Raw genomic sequence first — 20,363 nt, forward strand, 5'->3', positions numbered from 1 at the left:
GCCGCAGCAGTGATGACCAACTGCGGCATTACTTAACGCTTGACTTCTAAATGGGGGCCTTGCGGCCGATTTCAAGCCTGCTCGTCAATCGATGGCGAAACCGGCGCTGGCGCCTTGCTAACTACGACCATAGCCGGGCGCAGCAAGCGACCATTGAGCTGATAACCTTTTTGAAACACCTTGAGCACACTGTTTGGCTCCAGGTCAGCGCTTTCCTGCATTGCCATCGCTTGATGATGCTCGGCATTGAAGGGTTCGCCGTGCGGGTCGATCGCTTCCAGCTGATAACGCTTCAGGGTGTCCTGGAACATTTTCAGGGTCAGTTCAATCCCTTCGCGCATCGGACGAATGTTCTCGTCGTCAGGGCTGGACAGCTCAAGACCGCGCTCCAGACTGTCGATCACCGGCAACAGATCGCCTGCAAACTTCTCCAGCGCAAATTTGTGAGCCTTTTCGACATCCTGTTCGGCGCGGCGGCGAACGTTTTGCAGATCGGCAGCTACGCGCAGAGCCTGATCATTAGCGGCTGCCAGCTGCTCTTCAAGCACCTGCACGCGGGCTGCCAAATCTTCACCTGCTACATCAGCGGCCTGGTTGGCGTCCTGGTTCTGCGTATCCATAGTCTGTTCGTCTGCCATAGATTTCTCCTTTCAAACTTCGTCCGCGAGCTCGACTCGCGCTTCTGCCAAGGTATATGGGGTCGCAAATCTCAGGTTCAAGACCCTGAAAACCAGAAAATAGATGTTAGAGCCCTCTGGCATTACCTGCAAAAAAACAAATTCGAGCTAAAAAAGTTAAAAAAACAAGCAAATCGAACTAAGCACAACCATTGTCAGCATGAAACAAAACACTGTATAAATAACCAGACATTACGTTTTGGAGCAGCTCCCATGCTGGTGCACCTGTCCGTACACAACTACGCCATCGTTGAACATCTCGATCTCGAACTGGATCGCGGGATGAGTGTAATCACTGGCGAGACCGGTGCCGGCAAATCGATCATGCTCGACGCTTTGGGCCTCACACTGGGAGACCGTGCAGACAGCGGTGTTGTTCGCCCAGGTGCCGACAAGGCCGATATCCTGGCCACTTTCGACCTGCAAGACATACCCGAAGCCCGGGCCTGGCTTGCCGAGCGCGACCTGGAAGGCGACGGTCCGTGCATCTTGCGCCGGGTCATCACCGCCGAAGGCCGATCGCGCAGCTACATCAATGGCACCCCCTGCCCCCAGGGCGACCTCAAGGCTCTGGGCGAGCTGCTGATCGACATCCACAGCCAGCACGAGCACCAGTCACTGCTCAAGCCCGACACTCACCGTCGCCTGCTCGACGAGTACGCCGGCGCCACCGATCTGGCCCGCCAGGTACAACTGGCCGCCCAACGCTGGCGTCAGACCAGACAAGAGCTTGAACACCTGTCCAACTCCGGAGATGAACAGCGCTCGCGCCATCAGTTGCTGAGCTACCAGCTCGAAGAGCTGGAAACCCTCTCGCTGGGCGAAAACGAACTCGAAGAGCTGGAACAGGAACACAAAAACCTGACCAATGCCGAAACCTTGCTGACCATCTGCCGTCAGGTGGTAGAGCAATGCAGCGAAAGCGATTCAGGCAACGTCCTCAATGCCCTGACGGCCAGTCTCAATCGCCTTTCGAGCATCAACAGCAATTCGGGCTCACTGGGCGAAGCCACCGACCTGCTGGCCAGCGCACAAATCCAGGTCGAAGAAGCCGTAGGCGAACTCAATCGCTTTATCGACCATTTTGATGCCGACCCGGGTCGCCTGCAGTACCTGGAAGAACGGCTGGACACCATCTATACACTGGCGCGCAAACATCGGGTGCAACCCAACGAAGTGGCAGCACTGCAGCAAAAACTACTCGATGAGCTCGAAACCCTTAACGCCAACGATGAAAACATCGAACGCCTGGCTAACGAGCTGACGTCCTTCTCCCGTCACTATCATGAGTGCGCACGCGAACTCAGCAACCTGCGCGGCCTGGCCGCAACACGCCTGAGCAGTGCTGTAGAAGAAGAAATCCAGCGACTTGGCATGCCGGGTGGGCGCTTCATGATCGAACTGCGCCCCCAGAGCAGCAGTGACCCCATGCCTCAAGGCCTTGAGCAGGTAGAGCTGCTCGTAAGCGCCAACCCCGGCCAGCCACTCAAGGCCTTGGCCAAGGTTGCCTCTGGCGGCGAACTGTCGCGTATCAGCCTGGCCATCCAGGTCATCACCGCTCAAACCTCCCGCGTCCCCACTCTGGTGTTCGACGAAGTGGATGTGGGCATTGGCGGTCCGACTGCCGAAATCGTCGGGCAACTGCTACGCCGCCTTGGCGAGCGTGGCCAGGTACTTACGGTGACTCACTTGCCGCAAGTGGCTGCGCAATGCCATCAACACCTTTTTGTACACAAGGTTCGCGAGAGCGAGACCACACGCACTGCCGTGGCAAAACTGAGCAAAAAAGAACGCGTTGAAGAAGTCGCTCGCATGCTTGGCGGCGTTGACCTGACCAAAGAATCCCTGGCCCACGCCAAGAAAATGGTCGTCACTGCAAAAAATCTGGCAGCTTAACGACGAACGGTCATTAAAAGACCTGTTTCTTAAAGCACGAAGGCGGCCCTTGGGCCGCCTTCGATCGTTTCGCGAGCCGTAGCTCGCGTGACATGCTTACTTGGACTTCTTGCGCACGTACAGCACCAAGTTGTGATCCACCAACTCAACACCGTGCTTGGCTGCAATGGCGTGCTGCAGTTTTTCGATGTCTTCGTCGAAAAACTCGATCACTTCACCGCTGTCCACGTTGACCATATGGTCGTGGTGGCCGCCATCAGCATCAGCCAATTCAAAGACCGCATGACCACCATCGAAATTATGGCGAATCACCAGCCCCGCTGACTCAAACTGGGTCAGAACACGGTAAACCGTGGCCAGACCGACGTCCTCGCCTGCTTGCATAAGTGCCTTGTAAACATCCTCGGCGCTCATGTGACGCTGCTCTGCAGAGTCAAGCATCTGTAGAATTTTGACTCGTGGCAGAGTCACCTTAAGTCCGGCCTTACGTAGTTCGCTATTTTCAACCATGGTTAGCTTTCTCGCGGAAGCGGCTTCGCAGCTTCTCTTAATACGGGTATGATCGGCGTTTACGTTGTCCCAGCCAAGATAGTGGAAGTCGCCCACCGATGCAAAACACCAAGCTCTTGCTAACCAGTTTCACCTTTGTGGGACTGCTCGCACTCGCCGGTTGTTCATTCCCCGGGGTTTACAAAATCGACATCCAACAGGGCAATGTCGTCACGCAGGACATGATAAACCAGTTGCGCCCGGGAATGACCCGCCGGCAAGTGCGGTTTATCATGGGCAACGCCCTGCTGACCGACACATTCCACCCTGATCGCTGGGATTACCTGTATAGCCTGCAGCCCGGCGGCGGTGAACGCCAACAAGAACGCGTCAGCGTGTTCTTCAACCAAAATGACCAGCTCGTAAGCTTGTCAGGCGACTTCAAGCCTGGCGTAAGCCGCGACGAAGCCATTCTCGGCAAAACCGGCGGTACAAACGTGACCGAACCGGCTACTGAAGCTCCAGTCGAGAAGAGCGAAGTTCCAGCCAAGCCTGGTTCCTTGCTTGATCAGATCCAGAAGGACGTAGACGGTGTTGAAACCGTACCGGTTCCTACGCCAGAACCTCTGGATACAACCGAACAATAGCGTTCGGCACAAAAAAGCCCGGCATGCCGGGCTTTTTGTTGTCTGCCATAAAGCAGTTACTGCTGACTCAGACGCTTGGCCTCGGCGGCTTTAGCCGCACGCTGACGCCGAATCTCTTTAGGGTCGGCCAGCAGCGGGCGATACATTTCGATGCGATCACCTGCCTGCAACACGCGGGTTTCAGGCTCAGCTATCTGCTTGCCGAAGATCCCTACCGGACAACCCGCCAGATCAAGCTCGGGAAACTCACGCCCCATACCCGACGCCAATACCGCCGCCCGTACCGTCGTACCTGGCGGCACAGCAACGGTCAGCAGGCACTGACGATCGACCGCGGCATACACCACCTCAACGTCAATCATGAGCTCAGCCATACAACTGCTTGGCGCGCTGACAGAATGCATCCACCAGGGTGTTGGCCGCTTGATTGAACAAAGGCCCCAAGGTCGCTTTGACGATAGCCCCGGCGTAATCAAAGGTCATGTCCAGGCTGATTTTGCAGGCCTTCTCACCTAACGGTTTGAACACCCACATACCATGCAGCTTGGTGAAAGGGCCTTCTTCAAGGTTCATTTCAATGGATTGACCCGGCACCAGCGTATTGCAGGTCACGAAGTGCTGGCTCAAGCCGCCCTTCGCCACGCCCAGACTGGCGCGCATCAGCACTTCAGTGCTTTCCAGGATTTCGGCCGACGAGCACCACGGCAAAAACTGCGGGTAACTCGCTACATCGTTCACCAGGTCATAAAGAGCCTGGGCTGGATACGGCAACAAGGCGGAGCGTTGGATATGGGTAGTCATGTCAGCGTTACTTCCACAGCTGGGCGGCAAACACAATCAGAATGCCGAGTGGCGCCACATAGCGCATCAAAAAAAGAGTCAGGGCGAACAACATCGGGCTACGCATCGACAACTCGTCGCGAACCGCACCGCGCCCCATGATCCAGCCTGCAAAGACCACAAAGCAAAGGCCACCCAAAGGCAACATGATACGCGAGGTGAAGAAATCGACGACACCAAAGAAGTCCAGACCGCTTACTGCGCCCCATTGATAGAGCTGAAAACCCGAGTCTTCATTCACGAAAAACTTCGCCTGTTTCCAGATATTGAATGAAAACACCGTGCCCAGCCCAACAAACCAGCAACTGAACGCCAGCCAGAACGTGACCCACAAGCGTCGCACCTTGGTCCGCTCCACTAGATAAGCCACCATCGGCTCAAGCAATGAGATGGCTGAACTCCAGGCTGCCACCGCTACCAGAATAAAAAACACCACGCCCATCAACTGACCAAACGCCACATTGCCAAAGGCAAACGGCAAGGTCACAAACATCAGCCCTGGCCCTTCGCCAGGGTTTAGTCCCGACGCAAAGACAATTGGAAACAATGCCAGCCCGGCGAGCAATGAGACAAAAGTGTCGATCAGTGCGACCCCCACTACCGTTCCGGAGATCGATGCATTTTTCGGCATGTACGCGCCGTAAATCATGATCGAGCCCACGCCAACACTCAGCGAAAAGAACGCATGCCCCATCGCAGCCAGCAAGCCGTCGAGTACACGATCAGGGTTGAAATCGAACATGAAATGCACGCCCTGCATAAAGTGCCCAGTGGTCATGCTGTAACCCAGCAACACCAGCAGTAGCACAAACAACAGCGGCATCATGATCCTCAAACTGCGCTCAAGCCCGGCCACAACACCCTTGGCGATCACATACGCCGACAACAACATAAACGCGGTATGCCAAAAAGTGAGGCGCCAAGGATTGGAAATCACGCCCCCAAAGTACTCACTGACCTGATCGGCAGTCGCCCCCTGAAAATCACCCTTGCCCATGTTGATGATGTAATCCAGCGACCAACCGCCCACCACGCTATAGAAAGATAAAATCAGCAGTGCCGTGATCATCCCGGCAAAAGCCCCCCACGACCAACGCCCCGAGTGCCCCGCCTCAACCGCCAGTACCTTCAAGGCATTCGCCGGACTGAGCCGCGCACGCCGCCCGATCAGGGTTTCAGCCAACATCACCGGCAGACCGATCAGCGCGATGCACGCCAGGAACACCAACACAAAAGCGCCACCACCATAAACGCCAACCATGTAAGGGAATTTCCAGATACTGCCCAAACCCACGGCAGAACCGGTCGCAGCGAAAATAAAGACCCAACGGCTTGCCCAACTGCCGTGGACAGAAACCTTGTCTGTCGACATCGTTACTACGCCCAACCACTAAAAAAAGAGGGCGCATTGTCCGGGAATCAACCTACGTGCTCAAGCACGCAGGTGCCCGTAGCCGACACGCTCGCAACTGCCTATAATGCCGCCCCTATGGCTAAACAGAAGAAACACCCTACAGGGACCATCGCGCAGAATAAAAAAGCGCGACACGATTACTTCATCGAACATCGGTTCGAGGCTGGTCTGGTCCTGGCCGGCTGGGAAGTAAAAAGTCTGCGTGCAGGCAAGGCACAGCTGGTCGACAGCTATGTGCTACTCAAAGATGGTGAAGCATGGTTGCTCGGCAGCCATATTGCACCTCTGACGACCGCCAGCACCCACGTCATCGCCGATCCGACGCGCAGCCGCAAACTGCTGCTTAACCAGCGCGAGCTGGAAAAGCTGTTTGCCGCCGTGCAGCAGAAGGGTTACGCCTGCGTATGCCTCTCGATTTACTGGAGCAAGCACTTGATCAAGTGCGAAATTGCCCTGGGTAAAGGCAAGAAGGAATACGACAAGCGTCATACCGAGCGCGAGCGTGATTCCGACCGCGAGTTGCAGCGCGCAGTGCGCAACAAGGGCAAGGAAGACTAGATCTTTCACCCTTGCTCTTGTGGGAGCGAGCTTGCTCGCGATACAGGCGATACGGTCTTTCAGTAGAACCGCATCGATGCAATCGCGAGCAGCCCGCGCCCACAAGTCTTACCTTAACCTTTACAACCCATTGCGCCGCTCGGCCCGCGCCATGCGTTGCACTTCCTGACGCACCTCTTCCAGCACCTCCTGCACATACACCAAGTGCCGGCTAGCCACTTCCCGCGCGTCCTCCGCCCTGCCTTCAATAATCGCCAGATACAGCTCACGGTGCTGACTGATCAGCATGTCCCGTGTTTCGCTGCGCTGTTTGTACATACCGCCAATGTTAGTCACCACGTTGCGCTTGAGCAGGTCAAAGAGCCCGCGAATCGTGTGCAGCAACACCGCGTTATGGCTCGCCTCAGCGATGGCCAGGTGAAAGTTCGCATCCGCCTCGCCCTCTTCTGCGCGACTGACTTCATCAACCCGCGCATAACAATCCTGTAATCGCTCAAAGGCTAGCCGTAGACGCTCGCGATCCATCTCGGTAGCCCGTGATGCCGCGTAAAAAGCGCACGAAGCCTCAAGCGTATGGCGAAACTCAAGCAGATCGCGCTGTGCTTCAGGATTGCTTTCGAGCAGTTGCAGCAAGGGATCACTGAACGTTGAGCCCAGCGAAGTTGCCACATAATTGCCACCGCCCTGGCGACTGACCAGCAAGCCCTTGGCCGACAACTTCTGGATCGCTTCGCGCAGCGACGGACGTGACACGCCGAACTGCTCGGCCAGTGCACGCTCCGCCGGCAAGCGCTCGCCCGACTTCAACGTGCCCTCGAGGATCATCCCCTCAAGTTGTTCGACAATATCGTCCGACAAACGGCGCTGACGGATCTGATCAAACCCCATAACTGCTCTCCACCCTCCCGACCACGCGCCGGGGGCCGCTATTCTCGCCGATTGGCGCGACTCACACACCCATCAGAAACACTGCCTTAAACCCCATCAGATGCCCCGACAACGAACACCTCGACGAAAGATTGTGAGGCGGCAAATTGACACATGCCACATAAGGCTTTTAACCTAGCCAACAGCGATTGTAAATTGGTAATACCAATTACCCAAATACAATCGACAGCATCGACCAATAACAATTAGGGGCCACCCCATATGCAAACCTGGCAACAGCTCTACAGCCCGCTCGGCAGCCTCGGCCTGTCCGCTCTCGCGGCCGTTATCCCGATCGTATTCTTCTTCCTGGCCTTGGCCGTGTTCCGCCTCAAAGGACACGTCGCGGGCAGCATCACCCTCGGCCTGTCGATTCTGGTGGCCATCTTTGCCTTCCAGATGCCTGTCGACATGGCCTTCGCAGCAGCGGGCTATGGATTTGCCTATGGCCTTTGGCCAATTGCCTGGATCATCGTTGCCGCGGTGTTCCTCTACAAATTGACCGTTAAGAGCGGCCAGTTCGAAATCATCCGCAGCTCCGTACTGTCGATCACTGACGACCAGCGGCTGCAAGTGCTGCTGATCGGCTTCTGCTTCGGTGCATTCCTTGAAGGTGCAGCCGGTTTCGGTGCCCCGGTAGCGATTACCGCCGCACTGCTTGTAGGCCTGGGTTTCAACCCGCTGTACGCCGCAGGCCTGTGCCTGATCGCCAACACCGCGCCGGTAGCCTTTGGTGCCTTGGGCATCCCGATCATCGTTGCGGGCCAAGTGACCGGCATCGACGCGTTCAAGATTGGCGCCATGGCCGGCCGCCAACTGCCATTGCTGTCGCTGTTCGTACCGTTCTGGCTCGTGTTCATGATGGACGGCCTGCGTGGCGTGCGTGAAACCTGGCCCGCAGCACTGGTTGCCGGTTTGAGTTTCGCCATCACCCAGTACTACACCTCGAACTACATTGGCCCTGAGCTGCCGGACATCACCTCGGCCCTCGCCAGCCTGGTCAGCCTCACTCTGTTCCTTAAAGTGTGGCAACCAAAACGTACCGCAGGCGCTCAGATCGCAGGCGTTTCGTCGGACGTAACCGTAACCGCCAGTGCAGGTGGTTTCGGCAAGCCAACAAATCTGATGGCTTCGCCTTACAGCCTGATGCAGATTTTGAAGGCCTGGTCGCCGTTCCTGATCCTGACCGTACTGGTCACCATCTGGACTCTCAAACCGTTCAAGGCCATGTTCTCCGCCGGTGGTTCGATGTACGGCTGGGTTTTCAACTTCGCGATCCCGCACCTTGATCAACTGGTGGTCAAGACTGCACCGATCGTCAACGCGCCGACGGCGATTGCAGCCGTGTTCAAACTTGACCCGATTTCGGCCACCGGCACCGCGATTTTCTTCTCCGCGCTGATCTCGATGCTGATTCTGAAAATTGACATCAAGACTGGTATTACCACTTTAAAAGAGACCCTCTACGAACTGCGTTGGCCGATCCTGTCCATCGGCATGGTGCTGGCCTTTGCCTTCGTTACCAACTATTCAGGCATGTCTTCCACCATGGCCCTGGTGCTGGCAGGTACAGGCGCGGCATTCCCGTTCTTCTCGCCGTTCCTCGGCTGGCTGGGCGTGTTCCTGACCGGTTCCGACACCTCTTCCAACGCGCTGTTCAGCTCGCTGCAAGCCACTACCGCACACCAGATCGGCGTCAGTGACACCCTGATGGTTGCGGCCAATACCAGCGGCGGCGTAACCGGCAAGATGATTTCCCCGCAATCAATCGCAGTGGCCTGTGCGGCAACCGGTTTGGTGGGTAAAGAATCTGACCTGTTCCGCTTCACCCTCAAGCACAGCCTGTTCTTCGCCACCATCGTTGGCCTGATCACGCTGGCCCAGGCGTACTGGCTCACCGGGATGCTGGTGCACTAATACGCGCTATGGTTACTGCACATTAATGGCGCCGGGGCTCTCCCCCGGCGTCAATAATTCACTACCCGGTCCACCTCGGTGGACACATAACCGGGACCACCCGGAGACGCCTGATGAGCGAGCTTTTCTACAATGCCGTGCCGAATGCGACCCGCGTCGCCCCACCCCTGCCAACTCCTCGCCAATACCCTGCGCACAAACCGCGCAAGGTCTATCTCTTCGGCACCTGCGTAGTCGATCTGTTCTTCCCCGAAGCCGGGATGGACGCCATCCATCTGATCGAGCGCGAAGGTATCGAAGTCGATTATCCGCAAGGTCAAAGCTGCTGTGGACAACCGGCCTACACTTCGGGCTACACCAATCAGGCTCGGGAAGTTGCACGTTCTCAACTGGCGCTGTTCGCCGAAGACTACCCGGTGGTCGTACCGTCCGGCTCTTGCGCCGGCATGCTGCGCGAACACTACGAAGACCTGTTCAAAGACGAGCCCGAAACCCTGAAAAAGGTTCATGCACTGGCCGAACGTACCTTTGAACTCACCGAATTTCTGCTGTTTGTGTGCAAGGTCCAGTTCCAGGACCACGGCGCTCCGGTCAAGGTCGCGCTGCACACCTCATGCTCCGCACGCCGCGAAATGAACACGCATCTGCACGGCCGCGAAATGCTGGCGCAATTGAGCAATGTGGAACGCATCGACCACAGCCATGAAAGTGAATGCTGCGGCTTTGGTGGGACATTCAGCGTACGCATGCCGGATATTTCCGGCGCAATGGTCGCTGACAAGACCCGCTCCCTGATTGAAACCGGCGCGCACCAAGTACTCACCGCTGACTGCGGTTGCCTGATGAATATCAACGGCTCGCTGGAAAAACAGAAACAAGCCCTGCGCGGCCAGCACCTGGCCAGTTTTCTGTGGCAGCGCACCGGAGGTGAGCAATGAACGCCAGCACCCTGATTCCCACCGTCGCGGTTGAAGAAGACTTCCGCGAGCGCGCTCATGAAGCCCTGGGTGACAAGCAACTGCGAAACAACTTCCGCAGTGCGATGGATTCTCTGATGACCAAACGGGCTGTGGCCTTCAGCGACGCCCACGAGCGCGAACACCTGCGCGCCCTGGGCAACGCCATCCGCGCCCGTGCCCTGTCCAAACTGCCCGACCTGCTGGAACGACTGGAAGCCAACCTGACCCGTAACGGGGTACAAGTGCATTGGGCTGAAACCGTCGAGCAGGCCAACGAAATCGTCATATCCATCGCTCGCCGCCGCGCCGCCAAACAGGTGATCAAAGGCAAGTCGATGGTCAGCGAAGAGATGGAAATGAACCACGTGCTCGGCGCACAGGGCATTGAATGCCTTGAGTCCGACATGGGTGAGTACATCGTTCAACTGGACAACGAAAAACCGTCGCACATCATCATGCCCGCAATTCACAAGAACGCCGGGCAAGTAGCCGACCTGTTTCACGAAAAGCTCGGCGTGGAATACACCAAAGACGTCGACCAACTGATCCAGATAGGTCGACGCGTGCTGCGGCAAAAATTCTTCGAGGCTGATATCGGCGTGTCGGGGGTCAACTTCGCCGTAGCCGAGACCGGCACCCTGCTGCTCGTGGAAAACGAAGGCAACGGTCGCATGTCCACCACCGTGCCGCCCGTGCATATTGCGGTCACCGGCATCGAGAAAGTCGTCGAAAACCTGCGCGACGTTGTACCGCTGGTGTCACTGCTGACTCGCTCGGCCCTCGGCCAACCGATCACTACTTACGTCAACATGATCTCCGGCCCACGCAAACCCGGCGAGCTGGACGGCCCTGAAGAAGTGCACCTGGTGCTGCTCGATAACGGTCGCAGTCAGGCGTTTGCCGACAGTGAACTGCGCCAAACCCTGAACTGCATTCGCTGCGGTGCCTGCATGAACCACTGCCCGGTTTACACCCGCATTGGCGGCCATGCCTACGGCGAGGTCTACCCAGGTCCGATTGGTGCAATCATCACTCCGCACATGGTTGGGCTGGCCAAAGTTCCGGACCATCCGAGCGCGTCATCGCTGTGCGGTGCGTGTGGCGAAGTATGCCCGGTTAAAATTCCGATCCCGGCGCTTCTGCGGCGTCTGCGCGAAGAGAACGTTAAAGCACCCGATACCTCCCCGCGCATCATGCGCGGCCAGGGCAGCAAATATTCACGCAAGGAACGTCTCATCTGGAACATGTGGGCCAAGCTCAACAGCTCACCGGTCCTGTACCTCGTGTTTCTCAAGGCTGCCACCCGCTTGCGCGGGCTTACGCCGAGCAACGTTGGCCCGTGGACACAGAACCACAGCGCCCCTAAACCCGCTGCCCGTTCGCTGCACGATATGGCCCGCGAACATTTGGCGAAAAAATCGGGAGACCAGTGATGAGCGCTAGACAGAATATCCTCAACAAATTGCGCAACAGTCTTACTGGCACCACACCCGTGCCTGACAACTTCGACGAAGTGCTGGTGACAGAGCCCTGGAGCTACCCCCCAGAGCAACGCATCCCTCAGCTGCGCAAACTGATGGAAGCCGTACACACCGAAATTCACCTCAGCACTGAGCAAGGCTGGCCAGCCCTGCTGGCGCAGCTGGTCACCGACCGCCAATTGCCCAGCCTGCTGATCGCGCCGACTACACCCCACGGGCAGAAAGTGACCGCCCACTGGGCACAAAACCCTGCGCTGCCAACACTCAAGGCCTACGACCGCCCGGTGGAAGAGTGGAAGGCCGAGCTGTTCAACGATACTCCGGCCAGCCTGACCACTACCCTGGGTGCGATTGCGGCAACCGGTAGCCTGATCATGTGGCCAACACCTGAGGAACCCCGACTGATGAGCCTGGTGCCCCCCGTGCATTTCGCCCTGCTCAAGGCCAGCGAAATACGGGATAACTTCTATCAGGTGCAGCGCGAGATGAACTGGGCAGCGGGCATGCCGACCAACGCATTGCTGGTGTCCGGCCCGTCGAAAACCGCCGATATCGAACAAATCCTCGCCTACGGTGCCCACGGTCCGAAAGACCTGATCGTGCTGATTCTGGAGGATGCATGAGTCTGCCTGCTGCATTTGTGCGTGATGCCGAACGACTGATACCGCAGGACCGTCGCTTCAACGATCCGCTCTCCACCCTGGCTTTCGGCACTGACGCGAGCTTTTATCGGCTGATCCCCAAGCTGGTGATTCGCGTTGAGTCCGAGGACGAAGTGGTTGAACTGTTGAGTTTGGCCCGACGCGACCAAGTGTCGGTGACCTTCCGTGCCGCGGGCACCAGCTTGTCCGGCCAGGCCATCAGCGACTCGGTGCTGATCGTGCTGGGGGATAACTGGAACGCCAAGGAAATCCGCGGCCAGGGCATGCAAATCCGCCTGCAACCCGGCGTCATTGGCGCACAAGCCAACGCCTGGCTGGCTCCGTTCGGGCGCAAGATCGGCCCCGACCCGGCCTCAATCAACGCCTGCAAAATTGGCGGCATCGTCGCCAACAATGCCAGCGGCATGTGCTGTGGTACCGCGCAAAACACTTACCACACCCTGGCTGGCCTGCGCGTGGTATTGGCGGATGGCACCCGGGTCGACACCGAAGACGCGGCTAACATTGCCGCCTTTCGCCAAACCCACGCGCCATTGCTCGAGCAACTGGCGACATTGGCCCGAGAGACCCGCGCCAATACCGAACTGGCTGCCAAAATCCGGCACAAATACCGTCTGAAAAACACCACAGGCCTGTCACTCAACGCCTTGGTGGATTTCGATGATCCGCTGGATATCCTCAGCCACTTGCTGGTGGGCAGCGAAGGCACGCTGGGCTTTATCAGCGCAGTAACCTATGACACCGTGATCGACCATCCGAACAAGGCTTCGGCATTGATCGTGTTCCCGGACGTTGAAACTTGTTGCAACGCCGTTACCGTGCTCAAAAGCCAGCCCGTATCCGCCGTTGAACTACTGGACCGCCGCAGCTTGCGCTCGGTGCAGGACAAGCCGGGCATGCCTGCTTTCGTACAACAATTGTCGACCAATGCCTGCGCCCTGTTGATCGAATCTCGCGCAGCTTCTCAGAGCTTGCTGCACGAACAACTGGCGCAAATCATGGCCTCGCTGTCGACCTTCCCTGTCGAGAAACAAGTCGATTTCACCGAGGACCCTGCCGAAAACGCCAAACTGTGGGCCATCCGCAAAGACACCTTCCCGGCTGTGGGTGCGGTGCGTAAAACCGGCACCACGGTCATCATCGAAGACGTGACCTTTCCGGTCGAGCAACTGGCCATCGGCGTCAACCGCTTGATCGAGCTGTTTGACAAGCACCACTACGACGAAGCGATCCTCTTCGGCCACGCGTTGGAGGGCAATCTGCACTTCGTCTTCACCCAGGGTTTCAACAACCCCGAAGAAGTGGCGCGCTACCAGGCTTTCATGGATGACGTGGCGCAACTGGTAGCCGTGGAGTTTGGCGGTTCGCTCAAGGCCGAACACGGCACCGGGCGCAACATGGCACCCTTCGTTGAACTGGAGTGGGGCAGCGACGCCTACCAGTTGATGTGGAAACTTAAGCGATTGCTCGACCCACAGGGCATTCTCAACCCCGACGTGGTACTCAGCGAAGACCCGCATATCCATCTCAAGCACCTCAAGCCGATGCCTGCCGCTGATGAGATTGTGGATAAGTGCATCGAGTGCGGATTCTGCGAACCGGTGTGCCCGTCCAAGGGGCTGACCCTAAGCCCACGCCAGCGAATTGTGATCTGGAGAGACATTCAGGCCAAAAAGAACGCGGGCATTGACACCACTGAACTGGAAAAAGCCTACGCCTATCAGGGCATTGATACCTGCGCAGCCACAGGGTTGTGCGCGCAACGTTGTCCGGTTGGCATCAACACCGGCGAACTGGTGAAAAAACTGCGTGCCCGCACTGCCCACAGCGTGAAAACCGCCGACTGGCTGGGCAATCATTTTGCGACCACGCTGCAAGGCGCACGCTTCACGCTGCATGTGGCCAATGGCGCACGCATGATGCTGGGAGCACCGCGCCTGGCGAAAATCTCAAGTGCACTGACCAAAGCCAGCAAGGGCCGCGTGCCGTTGTGGACTAACGCCATGCCCCAGCCGGAGCGTGCGATTCGCTTTAGCCCGCCCGTCAAGGATGCGCGGCCACGGGTCGTGTATCTGGCCGCCTGCGTGTCACGGGTCATGGGCCCGGCAGCAAGTGACAGTGAGCAAATGTCACTGCTGGATAAAACCCGCGGCCTGCTGGAAAAGGCCGGCTATCAGGTGGTATTCCCCGACAACATGGACAGCCTGTGCTGCGGCCAGCCGTTTGCGTCCAAGGGCTACAACGAACAAGCCGAGCACAAGCGTCAGGAACTGATCGGCGCATTGCTGCACGCCAGCCGTGGCGGGCTGGACCCGATCTACTGCGACACCAGCCCGTGTACCTTGCGCCTGGTGCAGGATTTGGGCGAAACCCGCCTTGATCTGTACGACCCGGTGCGTTTCATCCGTACCCACCTTGTGGATAAGTTGAGATTCACGCCACAAACCGCACCGATTGCCGTGCATGTCACCTGCAGCACCCAGCACCTGGGCGAAAGCCAGGCACTGATCGACATTGCGCGCCTGTGCAGCACCCAGGTCGTGATCCCGGAAGGTATTCATTGCTGCGGTTTTGCGGGGGATAAAGGCTTCACCACGCCGGAGTTGAACGCCCACTCGCTGCGCACCCTGAAAGATGCTGTGCAGCAGTGCAGCGAAGGGGTATCGACCAGCCGAACCTGTGAAATTGGCCTGAGCCAGCATGGCGGGATTGATTACCACGGCCTGGTTTATCTGGTGGACCGCGTCACCAGCGCCCAGGCCTGAAAATGTGGGAGCGGGCTTGCTCGCGATGGCATCTGCGCGATCAGGCAGAATTACCGCGCCATTTGCATCGCGAGCAAGCCCGCTCCCACCCAAAACAATCGACACCCCCGCCCCGTTTTCGAGCACAAAAAAACTCGCCAAATACAGGCAGAACTCCCGGGCATGGCTATAGTCAATTGGCTTAAGGCCCCAATCTTTGGGGCATAAAACCGAGCCTGGAAACACCGGGCCTACCCTGTGCACAAGGAGTTCTCCCCATGAAGCGTACCGCTCTTGCTGGTCTGTTTATTTCCGCTGTGATGTTGGCTTCCCCGGTGTTTGCGGCAGATGACCTTTGTCAGATCAACCTGCAAAAGATCAATGACGCGGTGGCCAGCTCTGGAGAAATCAGTTCCGATTTACAAGACAACATCGACAGCACCGTAGCCCAGGCCAAGGAAGAACAGTCCAAAGGCACCAAAGAAGGCACTGAAAGCTGCATCTCGCTGACGACTCAAGTGCTTCAGGACATCGCCAACAACAACAAAGGTGGTGAGTAACCCTTTGGGATGGCCTTCTGCGTCATAAAGGCGTAGACTCCGCTAGCTTGCTGGTTACACACAGCAAGCATCGGGGCCGTTTAGGATTCGACGCCGGTTGCGAAACTCTAGGTGCATGCCGAGTTGGTAACAGAACTCGTAAATCCACTGTTGCAACTACTTATAGTTGCCAATGACGAAACCTACGAGGGTCAAGCTCTCGCAGCGTAAGCTGCCTTAGCCATCCTCCTGGTACCTTCGGGTCCAGCAATCACTAGGGGATGCCTGTAAACCTGAAGTGATTGTCATATAGAACAGGATCGCCGTGCAGTACGTTGTGGACGAATCGGCTAAAACTTACACAACTCGCCCAAAGCACCCTGCCCTTCGGGTCGCTGAGGGTTAACTTAATAGATACGGCTAAGCATGTAGTACCGACAGCGGAGTACTGGCGGACGGGGGTTCAAATCCCCCCGGCTCCACCAAATCCACAAAAAAAGACGTCCACGGACGTCTTTTTTTGTGCCTGAAATTCAGCAAAACCCGGGGTCTACACCCAGGCCACCTCAGGCAATCGGAATCAATGGGTCTGCCGCCGCCCAAGCAGCTTCACGATTAGCCGCCGGCGGGTAGATCCACACGGTGTTGATCTGGGTCTTCAGCGACTTGCCTTCCTCGCGGGTCAACTTGACCTGGCGGTCCCATCCCTCGGTGTAAACCGCGCCCCAGCCTCCCAGGTCCAGGCACGTAACGTACTTGGGCTGGCTGTATGCAATCGGTGCCACGCCCAGGATCTGTGCGGCAACGTTGTTGCCAGCGTGGCGCCCCAAAACAATCGCATGCTGACATGTCATCAGCGCATGGTTGCCCAGGTCATCGGTTGCGGCGTAGGCAACGTCACCAGTGGCGAAGATGTCGCTCTGGCCAATGACTTTAAGATGGGCATCCACATGCAGACGCCCAAGGGAATCGCGTTCGCCCGGGATCTGCGCGGTCAACGCACAGGCCCGTACTCCAGTGGTCCAGACCACAGTTTTCGCGTCGATTCGCTGGCCATCCCCAAGGGTCACGCCCTGTTCATCAACGGCCACCACCGATGATTTCAAGCGCCATGTCACTCCCAGTTCTTCGCTGGCTTCGGCAATCGACTGGCTGATTTCAGCCCCCATTGACGCCCCGACTTTTTCACCACGGTCCACGATGATCACTTCAACGTCGGCGTGATCACCCAGTATGGCCCGCAGCCGAGCTGGCATTTCGGTCGCTGTTTCAATGCCGGTAAAACCGCCACCCGCCACGACCACTGTGTTGCGGCCACGGCTTTCTGGAAGGTCTGCCAGTGACTTGAGGTGATTTTCCAGGCGCACGGCTTGCTCGATCTGGTCCACATCGAAAGCGTGTTGCGCCACGCCTTGGGTCTCGGGGATCGCAAGACGGCTGCCAGTGGCCAGAACAAGTTTGTCGTAGCTACGTACTTGTTTCGTACCGGCGGCATCGATGTAACCGACCGTTTTTTGCTGGGCGTCGATGTTCTCTGCCGCACCCTTGATGAACGTTACGCCTACTGCATCGAACAATTCGCCAATCGGTGCGAACAGTTGGTGCGCGTCCGGCTCGTAAAAACGCGGGCGTATGCGCAGCTCGGCCTGAGGGGCCAATACGGTCACTTCAACCTCGTCGTGGCCATGAATGTCGAACAACCGCGTTGCACTCAAAGCGGTCCACATGCCACCGAAGCCTGCGCCAATAATCAGAATCTGCTGTTTCATTTTTTATCCCCTGATGAGAAGCCCGAGCAAAGCAACCCCAAATGACGATCACCACCGAACCCCAATAACGGCGACTATATTAGTCGTAGTTACAGAGAGCAATCTTTATTTGTGGCCCATGCTTCAACCGTCACCCCTTAGGAGCGTTGCCCGCCTTACTGATCACTGCTAAAATATGCGACTAATTCAGTCGGAGATACTGATGTCTCTTTACAGCGCAGGCGTTGAGTACGGCATTCATTGCCTGCTTTTTTTGGTCGGTGATGGCGGTGAAAGCCGGGAAGCGAGCGTGCGCGATCTTGCAGAGTTGCAAGGCGTACCTCAGGACTACCTGGCGAAGATTTTCACTAAGCTGGCCAAGTCAAAACTGGTGGTAGCGACAGAAGGCGTACGCGGCGGATTCAAGCTGGCAAGGCCAGCCGACGAAATCAGCATGCTTGATATCGTCAACGCTATCGACGGCCAGAAGCTCATTTTCGATTGTCGGGAAATTCGTGGCCGCTGCGCCCTGTTCGAGGGGTCGCCGCCTGCTTGGGCGCTGGACGGTCATTGCTCGGTTCACGCCGCGATGATGACGGCACAAAAACGCATGGAAGAGGCTCTGGCCCAACAAACCATCCTTGATCTCGCAAGAAAGGTCGGCCGAAAATCCCCCGCTGAATTCCCGGCGCAGGTAGGTAAATGGATCAACGATCGTCGAGAGAAGAAAAGCGGCGCGCAGACTTCCGACGACCAAACCATCCCGGTAACTGAAATCTCGGACTAAGCCCTGGCCCTTTTACAAACCCCACTGCAAGCGCCGACAAAATCAGTGCAATCGACACCCCTTCACTGACATCAACTTTGTGCCCAAGCATCAGCATCGACCCTGCGATCCCGAATACCGGGATCAGCAAGGACAGCGGCGCCACGGTGGACACCGGGTACTCGCGCAGCAATAAATTCCAGCCCCAGTAACAGAAATGCGTCGCCGCGTAGACCTGAAAAAAAAGCGAGAACACCGTCACCCACTCAACGTGCGCGACCACTGTGGTAAACGGCGCAGTTCCATGGGCAAGCCAAGTAAGCAGCAGCAAGGGAATCGGCGCAAACACGCTGGCCCAGACCACAAAGGCTAACATCTCCCGGACCTTTGATTGCTTGATGATGACGTTGCCCACACTCCAACTGAATGCGCTGATCAGTAACAGGCCATAGCCCACGGTCGTGCCATGGCCGGGGCTGGCTAAGATGATGCTGACCAAACCCAGCACCGCAAGCCCTACACCCAGCATCTGCCCCAGGCTCAGATGTTCGCGAAACAGCAACACCCCCCAGCCCAGCGTGAAAAAAGCACTGAACTGGACCAACAGGGCAGCGGTTCCGGGTGGCACACCCAGTTCGATGCCCAGATTGATCAGCGCCCACATCGCAACACCAAAAATCAGCCCATAAGCCACCAGCCACTGCAGGGCTATCGGGGGACGCTTGATAAAAAACACCCACGGAAACGCCGCGAGGGTAAATCTGAGCGCAGTCAGCAACAGCGGATCAATGGCAGCCAGGCCCAGTTTGGTAATGGGGAAATTAAAGCCCCAGACGGCCGTCACCATGACGGCCAGGGCCAGGTGTTTCTTTTGCATAGCGTTCGATTTCCAGTAGGCAGGAGGGCTAGCGGCTGTATGCAGCAATCAGGGCGTCACTATGGACAATTGCAGTAACGGCCCGCTTGCACTATCAGGTCATAAATCATTAAATTCGGGCCATGCGCGAAACAGATATAGACACCTACGAAAACATTCCCCGTGATGCAGTCGTCACGGCCAATGACTATCGAGACGGGCAGCACTTTGCGCTGCATACCCATCGACGCGGGCAATTTGCCTATGCCGCCAGCGGTGTGATCACGGTATTTACCCGCCAGGGCAATTGGGTTGTCCCCCCGCAACGGGCTATCTGGGTCCCGGCGGGGGTGCCTCACGAAATGAGCATGGCCGGGCCGGTGACGATGCTTAACACCTACATCCGCACCCCCGCCTGCACCCGGCTTGGCCTGCCTGCACACTGTCAGGTCTTCGGTATATCGCCGTTGCTTCACCAACTGCTGATCCAGGCCATGGATATCCCGGCGCTCTATAACGAGACCCACCGGGAGGGTCTTGTGATGAGTTTGTTGCTTCACGAAATAGCCGACATGCCGCCCTTGTCACTCAATGCACCACTGCCCGTTGAGCCAAGGCTGGCACATGCCTGCCGCCAATTGCTGGAGCAGCCGTCACTGGATATCGGGATCGATGACATGGCCCTACAGGTTGGCATGAGCCGCCGCACCTTCACCCGGCTATTTCGCCAGCAAACCGGAATCAGTTTTGTCGAATGGCGCCAGCAAGCATGCCTGTTGGCAGCCGTAGTGCGCCTGGGTAACGGCGAAGCCATTACGCGAGTGGCGACTGACCTGGGCTATAGCAGCCCGAGCGCCTTTACCAGTGTGTTTCGCAGAGTGCTGGGCGCGACACCCAGCCGGTATTTTCCGAAAGGACTGCCTTGAACCGGTCACGGCCAAAGCTAATACCCATAAAAAAACCTCGGCCCCTTCACAAGGGCCAAGGTTGTTTATGACGCGAGCTTAAACTGCGCTTGTTGATTGCCCACGACGTACATCCGGCTGCTTCCAGGACTCCGCCGCCGACTCGTCGATGGCTTGCTGAATGGCCTTTTTGCGGTGTTCTTCAGCACGACGGCTGAAGAACCACACCATGAAGGTCACCAGCGACACCGCCAGCAGGATCAGGCTGGCCACGGCGTTGATCTCGGGCTTAACCCCCAGACGCACCGCCGAGAACACTTCCATCGGCAAGGTCGTGT

General features: G+C 57.4%; 19 protein-coding genes, 1 other RNA gene and 1 pseudogene. 12 read left to right on the plus strand and 9 right to left on the minus strand.

Going from position 1 to position 20,363, the window contains the following annotated elements:
• Nucleotides 1-71 precede the first annotated feature (71 nt).
• A complete protein-coding gene (grpE, locus tag TU76_RS22660; protein WP_019825892.1) occupies nt 72-638 on the minus strand; it encodes a nucleotide exchange factor GrpE in 567 nt (188 codons plus the stop codon).
• A gap of 252 nt (nt 639-890) precedes the next feature.
• On the opposite strand from grpE, the gene recN reads away from it, so the two are divergent.
• The gene (gene recN / locus TU76_RS22665; RefSeq protein ID WP_019825891.1) at nt 891-2,573 is read left to right on the plus strand and encodes a DNA repair protein RecN; all 1,683 of its coding nucleotides are present in this window, start codon (nt 891-893) and stop codon (nt 2,571-2,573) included.
• Nucleotides 2,574-2,669: 96 nt separating this feature from the next.
• Here the strand turns inward: recN and fur are convergent, their stop codons facing one another.
• On the minus strand, nt 2,670-3,083 hold the full coding sequence (gene fur / locus TU76_RS22670; protein ID WP_019825889.1) for a ferric iron uptake transcriptional regulator: 414 nt from the start codon (nt 3,081-3,083) through the stop codon (nt 2,670-2,672).
• 98 nt (nt 3,084-3,181) lie between these two features.
• Between fur and TU76_RS22675 the strand changes: the two genes are divergently transcribed.
• Nucleotides 3,182-3,709 (plus strand): outer membrane protein assembly factor BamE, encoded by a 528-nt coding sequence (locus TU76_RS22675; RefSeq protein ID WP_048352541.1) that lies wholly within the window; start codon nt 3,182-3,184, stop codon nt 3,707-3,709.
• Nucleotides 3,710-3,765: 56 nt separating this feature from the next.
• Here the strand turns inward: TU76_RS22675 and TU76_RS22680 are convergent, their stop codons facing one another.
• The 3 genes from TU76_RS22680 to TU76_RS22690 are packed head-to-tail and all read right to left on the minus strand — an operon-like array spanning nt 3,766 to nt 5,921.
• Nucleotides 3,766-4,083, minus strand: coding sequence for an RnfH family protein (locus TU76_RS22680; RefSeq protein WP_019825885.1), 318 nt, complete (start codon nt 4,081-4,083; stop codon nt 3,766-3,768).
• Entirely contained in the window at nt 4,076-4,510 is a 435-nt protein-coding gene (locus TU76_RS22685; protein WP_019825884.1) for a type II toxin-antitoxin system RatA family toxin, read from the minus strand. Before TU76_RS22685 ends, TU76_RS22680 begins: the two co-directional genes overlap by 8 nt.
• A gap of 7 nt (nt 4,511-4,517) precedes the next feature.
• Nucleotides 4,518-5,921 carry a sodium-dependent transporter gene (locus TU76_RS22690; RefSeq protein ID WP_019825883.1) on the minus strand — a complete coding sequence of 468 codons (1,404 nt, stop codon included), beginning with the start codon at nt 5,919-5,921 and terminating at the stop codon, nt 4,518-4,520.
• Nucleotides 5,922-6,038: 117 nt separating this feature from the next.
• Between TU76_RS22690 and smpB the strand changes: the two genes are divergently transcribed.
• Nucleotides 6,039-6,521, plus strand: a complete 483-nt coding sequence (smpB, locus tag TU76_RS22695; RefSeq protein ID WP_019825881.1) for an SsrA-binding protein SmpB — start codon at nt 6,039-6,041, stop codon at nt 6,519-6,521.
• A gap of 120 nt (nt 6,522-6,641) precedes the next feature.
• Here smpB and TU76_RS22700 read toward each other — a convergent pair whose 3' ends face one another.
• A complete protein-coding gene (locus TU76_RS22700; protein ID WP_016783458.1) occupies nt 6,642-7,409 on the minus strand; it encodes a GntR family transcriptional regulator in 768 nt (255 codons plus the stop codon).
• Between the two features lie 261 nt (nt 7,410-7,670).
• Between TU76_RS22700 and TU76_RS22705 the strand changes: the two genes are divergently transcribed.
• The 7 genes from TU76_RS22705 (at nt 7,671) to ssrA (ending at nt 16,235) form a co-directional block, all read left to right on the plus strand.
• Complete coding sequence (locus TU76_RS22705; RefSeq protein WP_019825880.1) at nt 7,671-9,365, plus strand: lactate permease LctP family transporter; 1,695 nt, start codon at nt 7,671-7,673, stop codon at nt 9,363-9,365.
• Nucleotides 9,366-9,478: 113 nt separating this feature from the next.
• Nucleotides 9,479-10,303, plus strand: a complete 825-nt coding sequence (locus tag TU76_RS22710) for a (Fe-S)-binding protein (protein WP_019825878.1) — start codon at nt 9,479-9,481, stop codon at nt 10,301-10,303.
• A complete protein-coding gene (locus tag TU76_RS22715; RefSeq protein ID WP_048352542.1) occupies nt 10,300-11,757 on the plus strand; it encodes a LutB/LldF family L-lactate oxidation iron-sulfur protein in 1,458 nt (485 codons plus the stop codon). The genes TU76_RS22710 and TU76_RS22715 overlap by 4 nt, the downstream gene beginning before the upstream one ends.
• Entirely contained in the window at nt 11,757-12,428 is a 672-nt protein-coding gene (locus tag TU76_RS22720; RefSeq protein WP_046810704.1) for a LutC/YkgG family protein, read from the plus strand. Before TU76_RS22715 ends, TU76_RS22720 begins: the two co-directional genes overlap by 1 nt.
• Nucleotides 12,425-15,232, plus strand: coding sequence for an FAD-binding and (Fe-S)-binding domain-containing protein (locus TU76_RS22725; RefSeq protein WP_046810703.1), 2,808 nt, complete (start codon nt 12,425-12,427; stop codon nt 15,230-15,232). Before TU76_RS22720 ends, TU76_RS22725 begins: the two co-directional genes overlap by 4 nt.
• Before the next feature lie 257 nt (nt 15,233-15,489).
• Nucleotides 15,490-15,771, plus strand: coding sequence for a hypothetical protein (locus TU76_RS22730; protein ID WP_019825871.1), 282 nt, complete (start codon nt 15,490-15,492; stop codon nt 15,769-15,771).
• 72 nt (nt 15,772-15,843) lie between these two features.
• Nucleotides 15,844-16,235: a transfer-messenger RNA gene (ssrA, locus tag TU76_RS24970) on the plus strand.
• A gap of 81 nt (nt 16,236-16,316) precedes the next feature.
• Here ssrA and TU76_RS22735 read toward each other — a convergent pair.
• A complete protein-coding gene (locus tag TU76_RS22735; protein WP_048352543.1) occupies nt 16,317-17,519 on the minus strand; it encodes an NAD(P)/FAD-dependent oxidoreductase in 1,203 nt (400 codons plus the stop codon).
• Nucleotides 17,520-17,721: 202 nt separating this feature from the next.
• On the opposite strand from TU76_RS22735, the gene TU76_RS22740 reads away from it, so the two are divergent.
• Nucleotides 17,722-18,285: an RrF2 family transcriptional regulator gene (locus TU76_RS22740; RefSeq protein ID WP_019825865.1), complete on the plus strand. Its 564-nt coding sequence runs from the start codon at nt 17,722-17,724 to the stop codon at nt 18,283-18,285.
• Here TU76_RS22740 and TU76_RS22745 read toward each other — a convergent pair.
• Entirely contained in the window at nt 18,206-19,141 is a 936-nt protein-coding gene (locus TU76_RS22745; protein ID WP_048352544.1) for an EamA family transporter, read from the minus strand. The genes TU76_RS22740 and TU76_RS22745 overlap by 80 nt on opposite strands.
• A gap of 122 nt (nt 19,142-19,263) precedes the next feature.
• On the opposite strand from TU76_RS22745, the gene TU76_RS22750 reads away from it, so the two are divergent.
• Nucleotides 19,264-20,046: an AraC family transcriptional regulator gene (locus TU76_RS22750; protein ID WP_048352545.1), complete on the plus strand. Its 783-nt coding sequence runs from the start codon at nt 19,264-19,266 to the stop codon at nt 20,044-20,046.
• A 78-nt stretch (nt 20,047-20,124) separates the two neighbouring features.
• On the opposite strand, the pseudogene TU76_RS22755 reads toward TU76_RS22750, so the two are convergent.
• Nucleotides 20,125-20,363, minus strand: a pseudogene (locus tag TU76_RS22755) (putrescine ABC transporter permease PotI); the annotation flags it as partial.

It is taken from the genome of Pseudomonas psychrophila, assembly GCF_001043005.1.
Taxonomy (GTDB): domain Bacteria; phylum Pseudomonadota; class Gammaproteobacteria; order Pseudomonadales; family Pseudomonadaceae; genus Aquipseudomonas; species Aquipseudomonas psychrophila.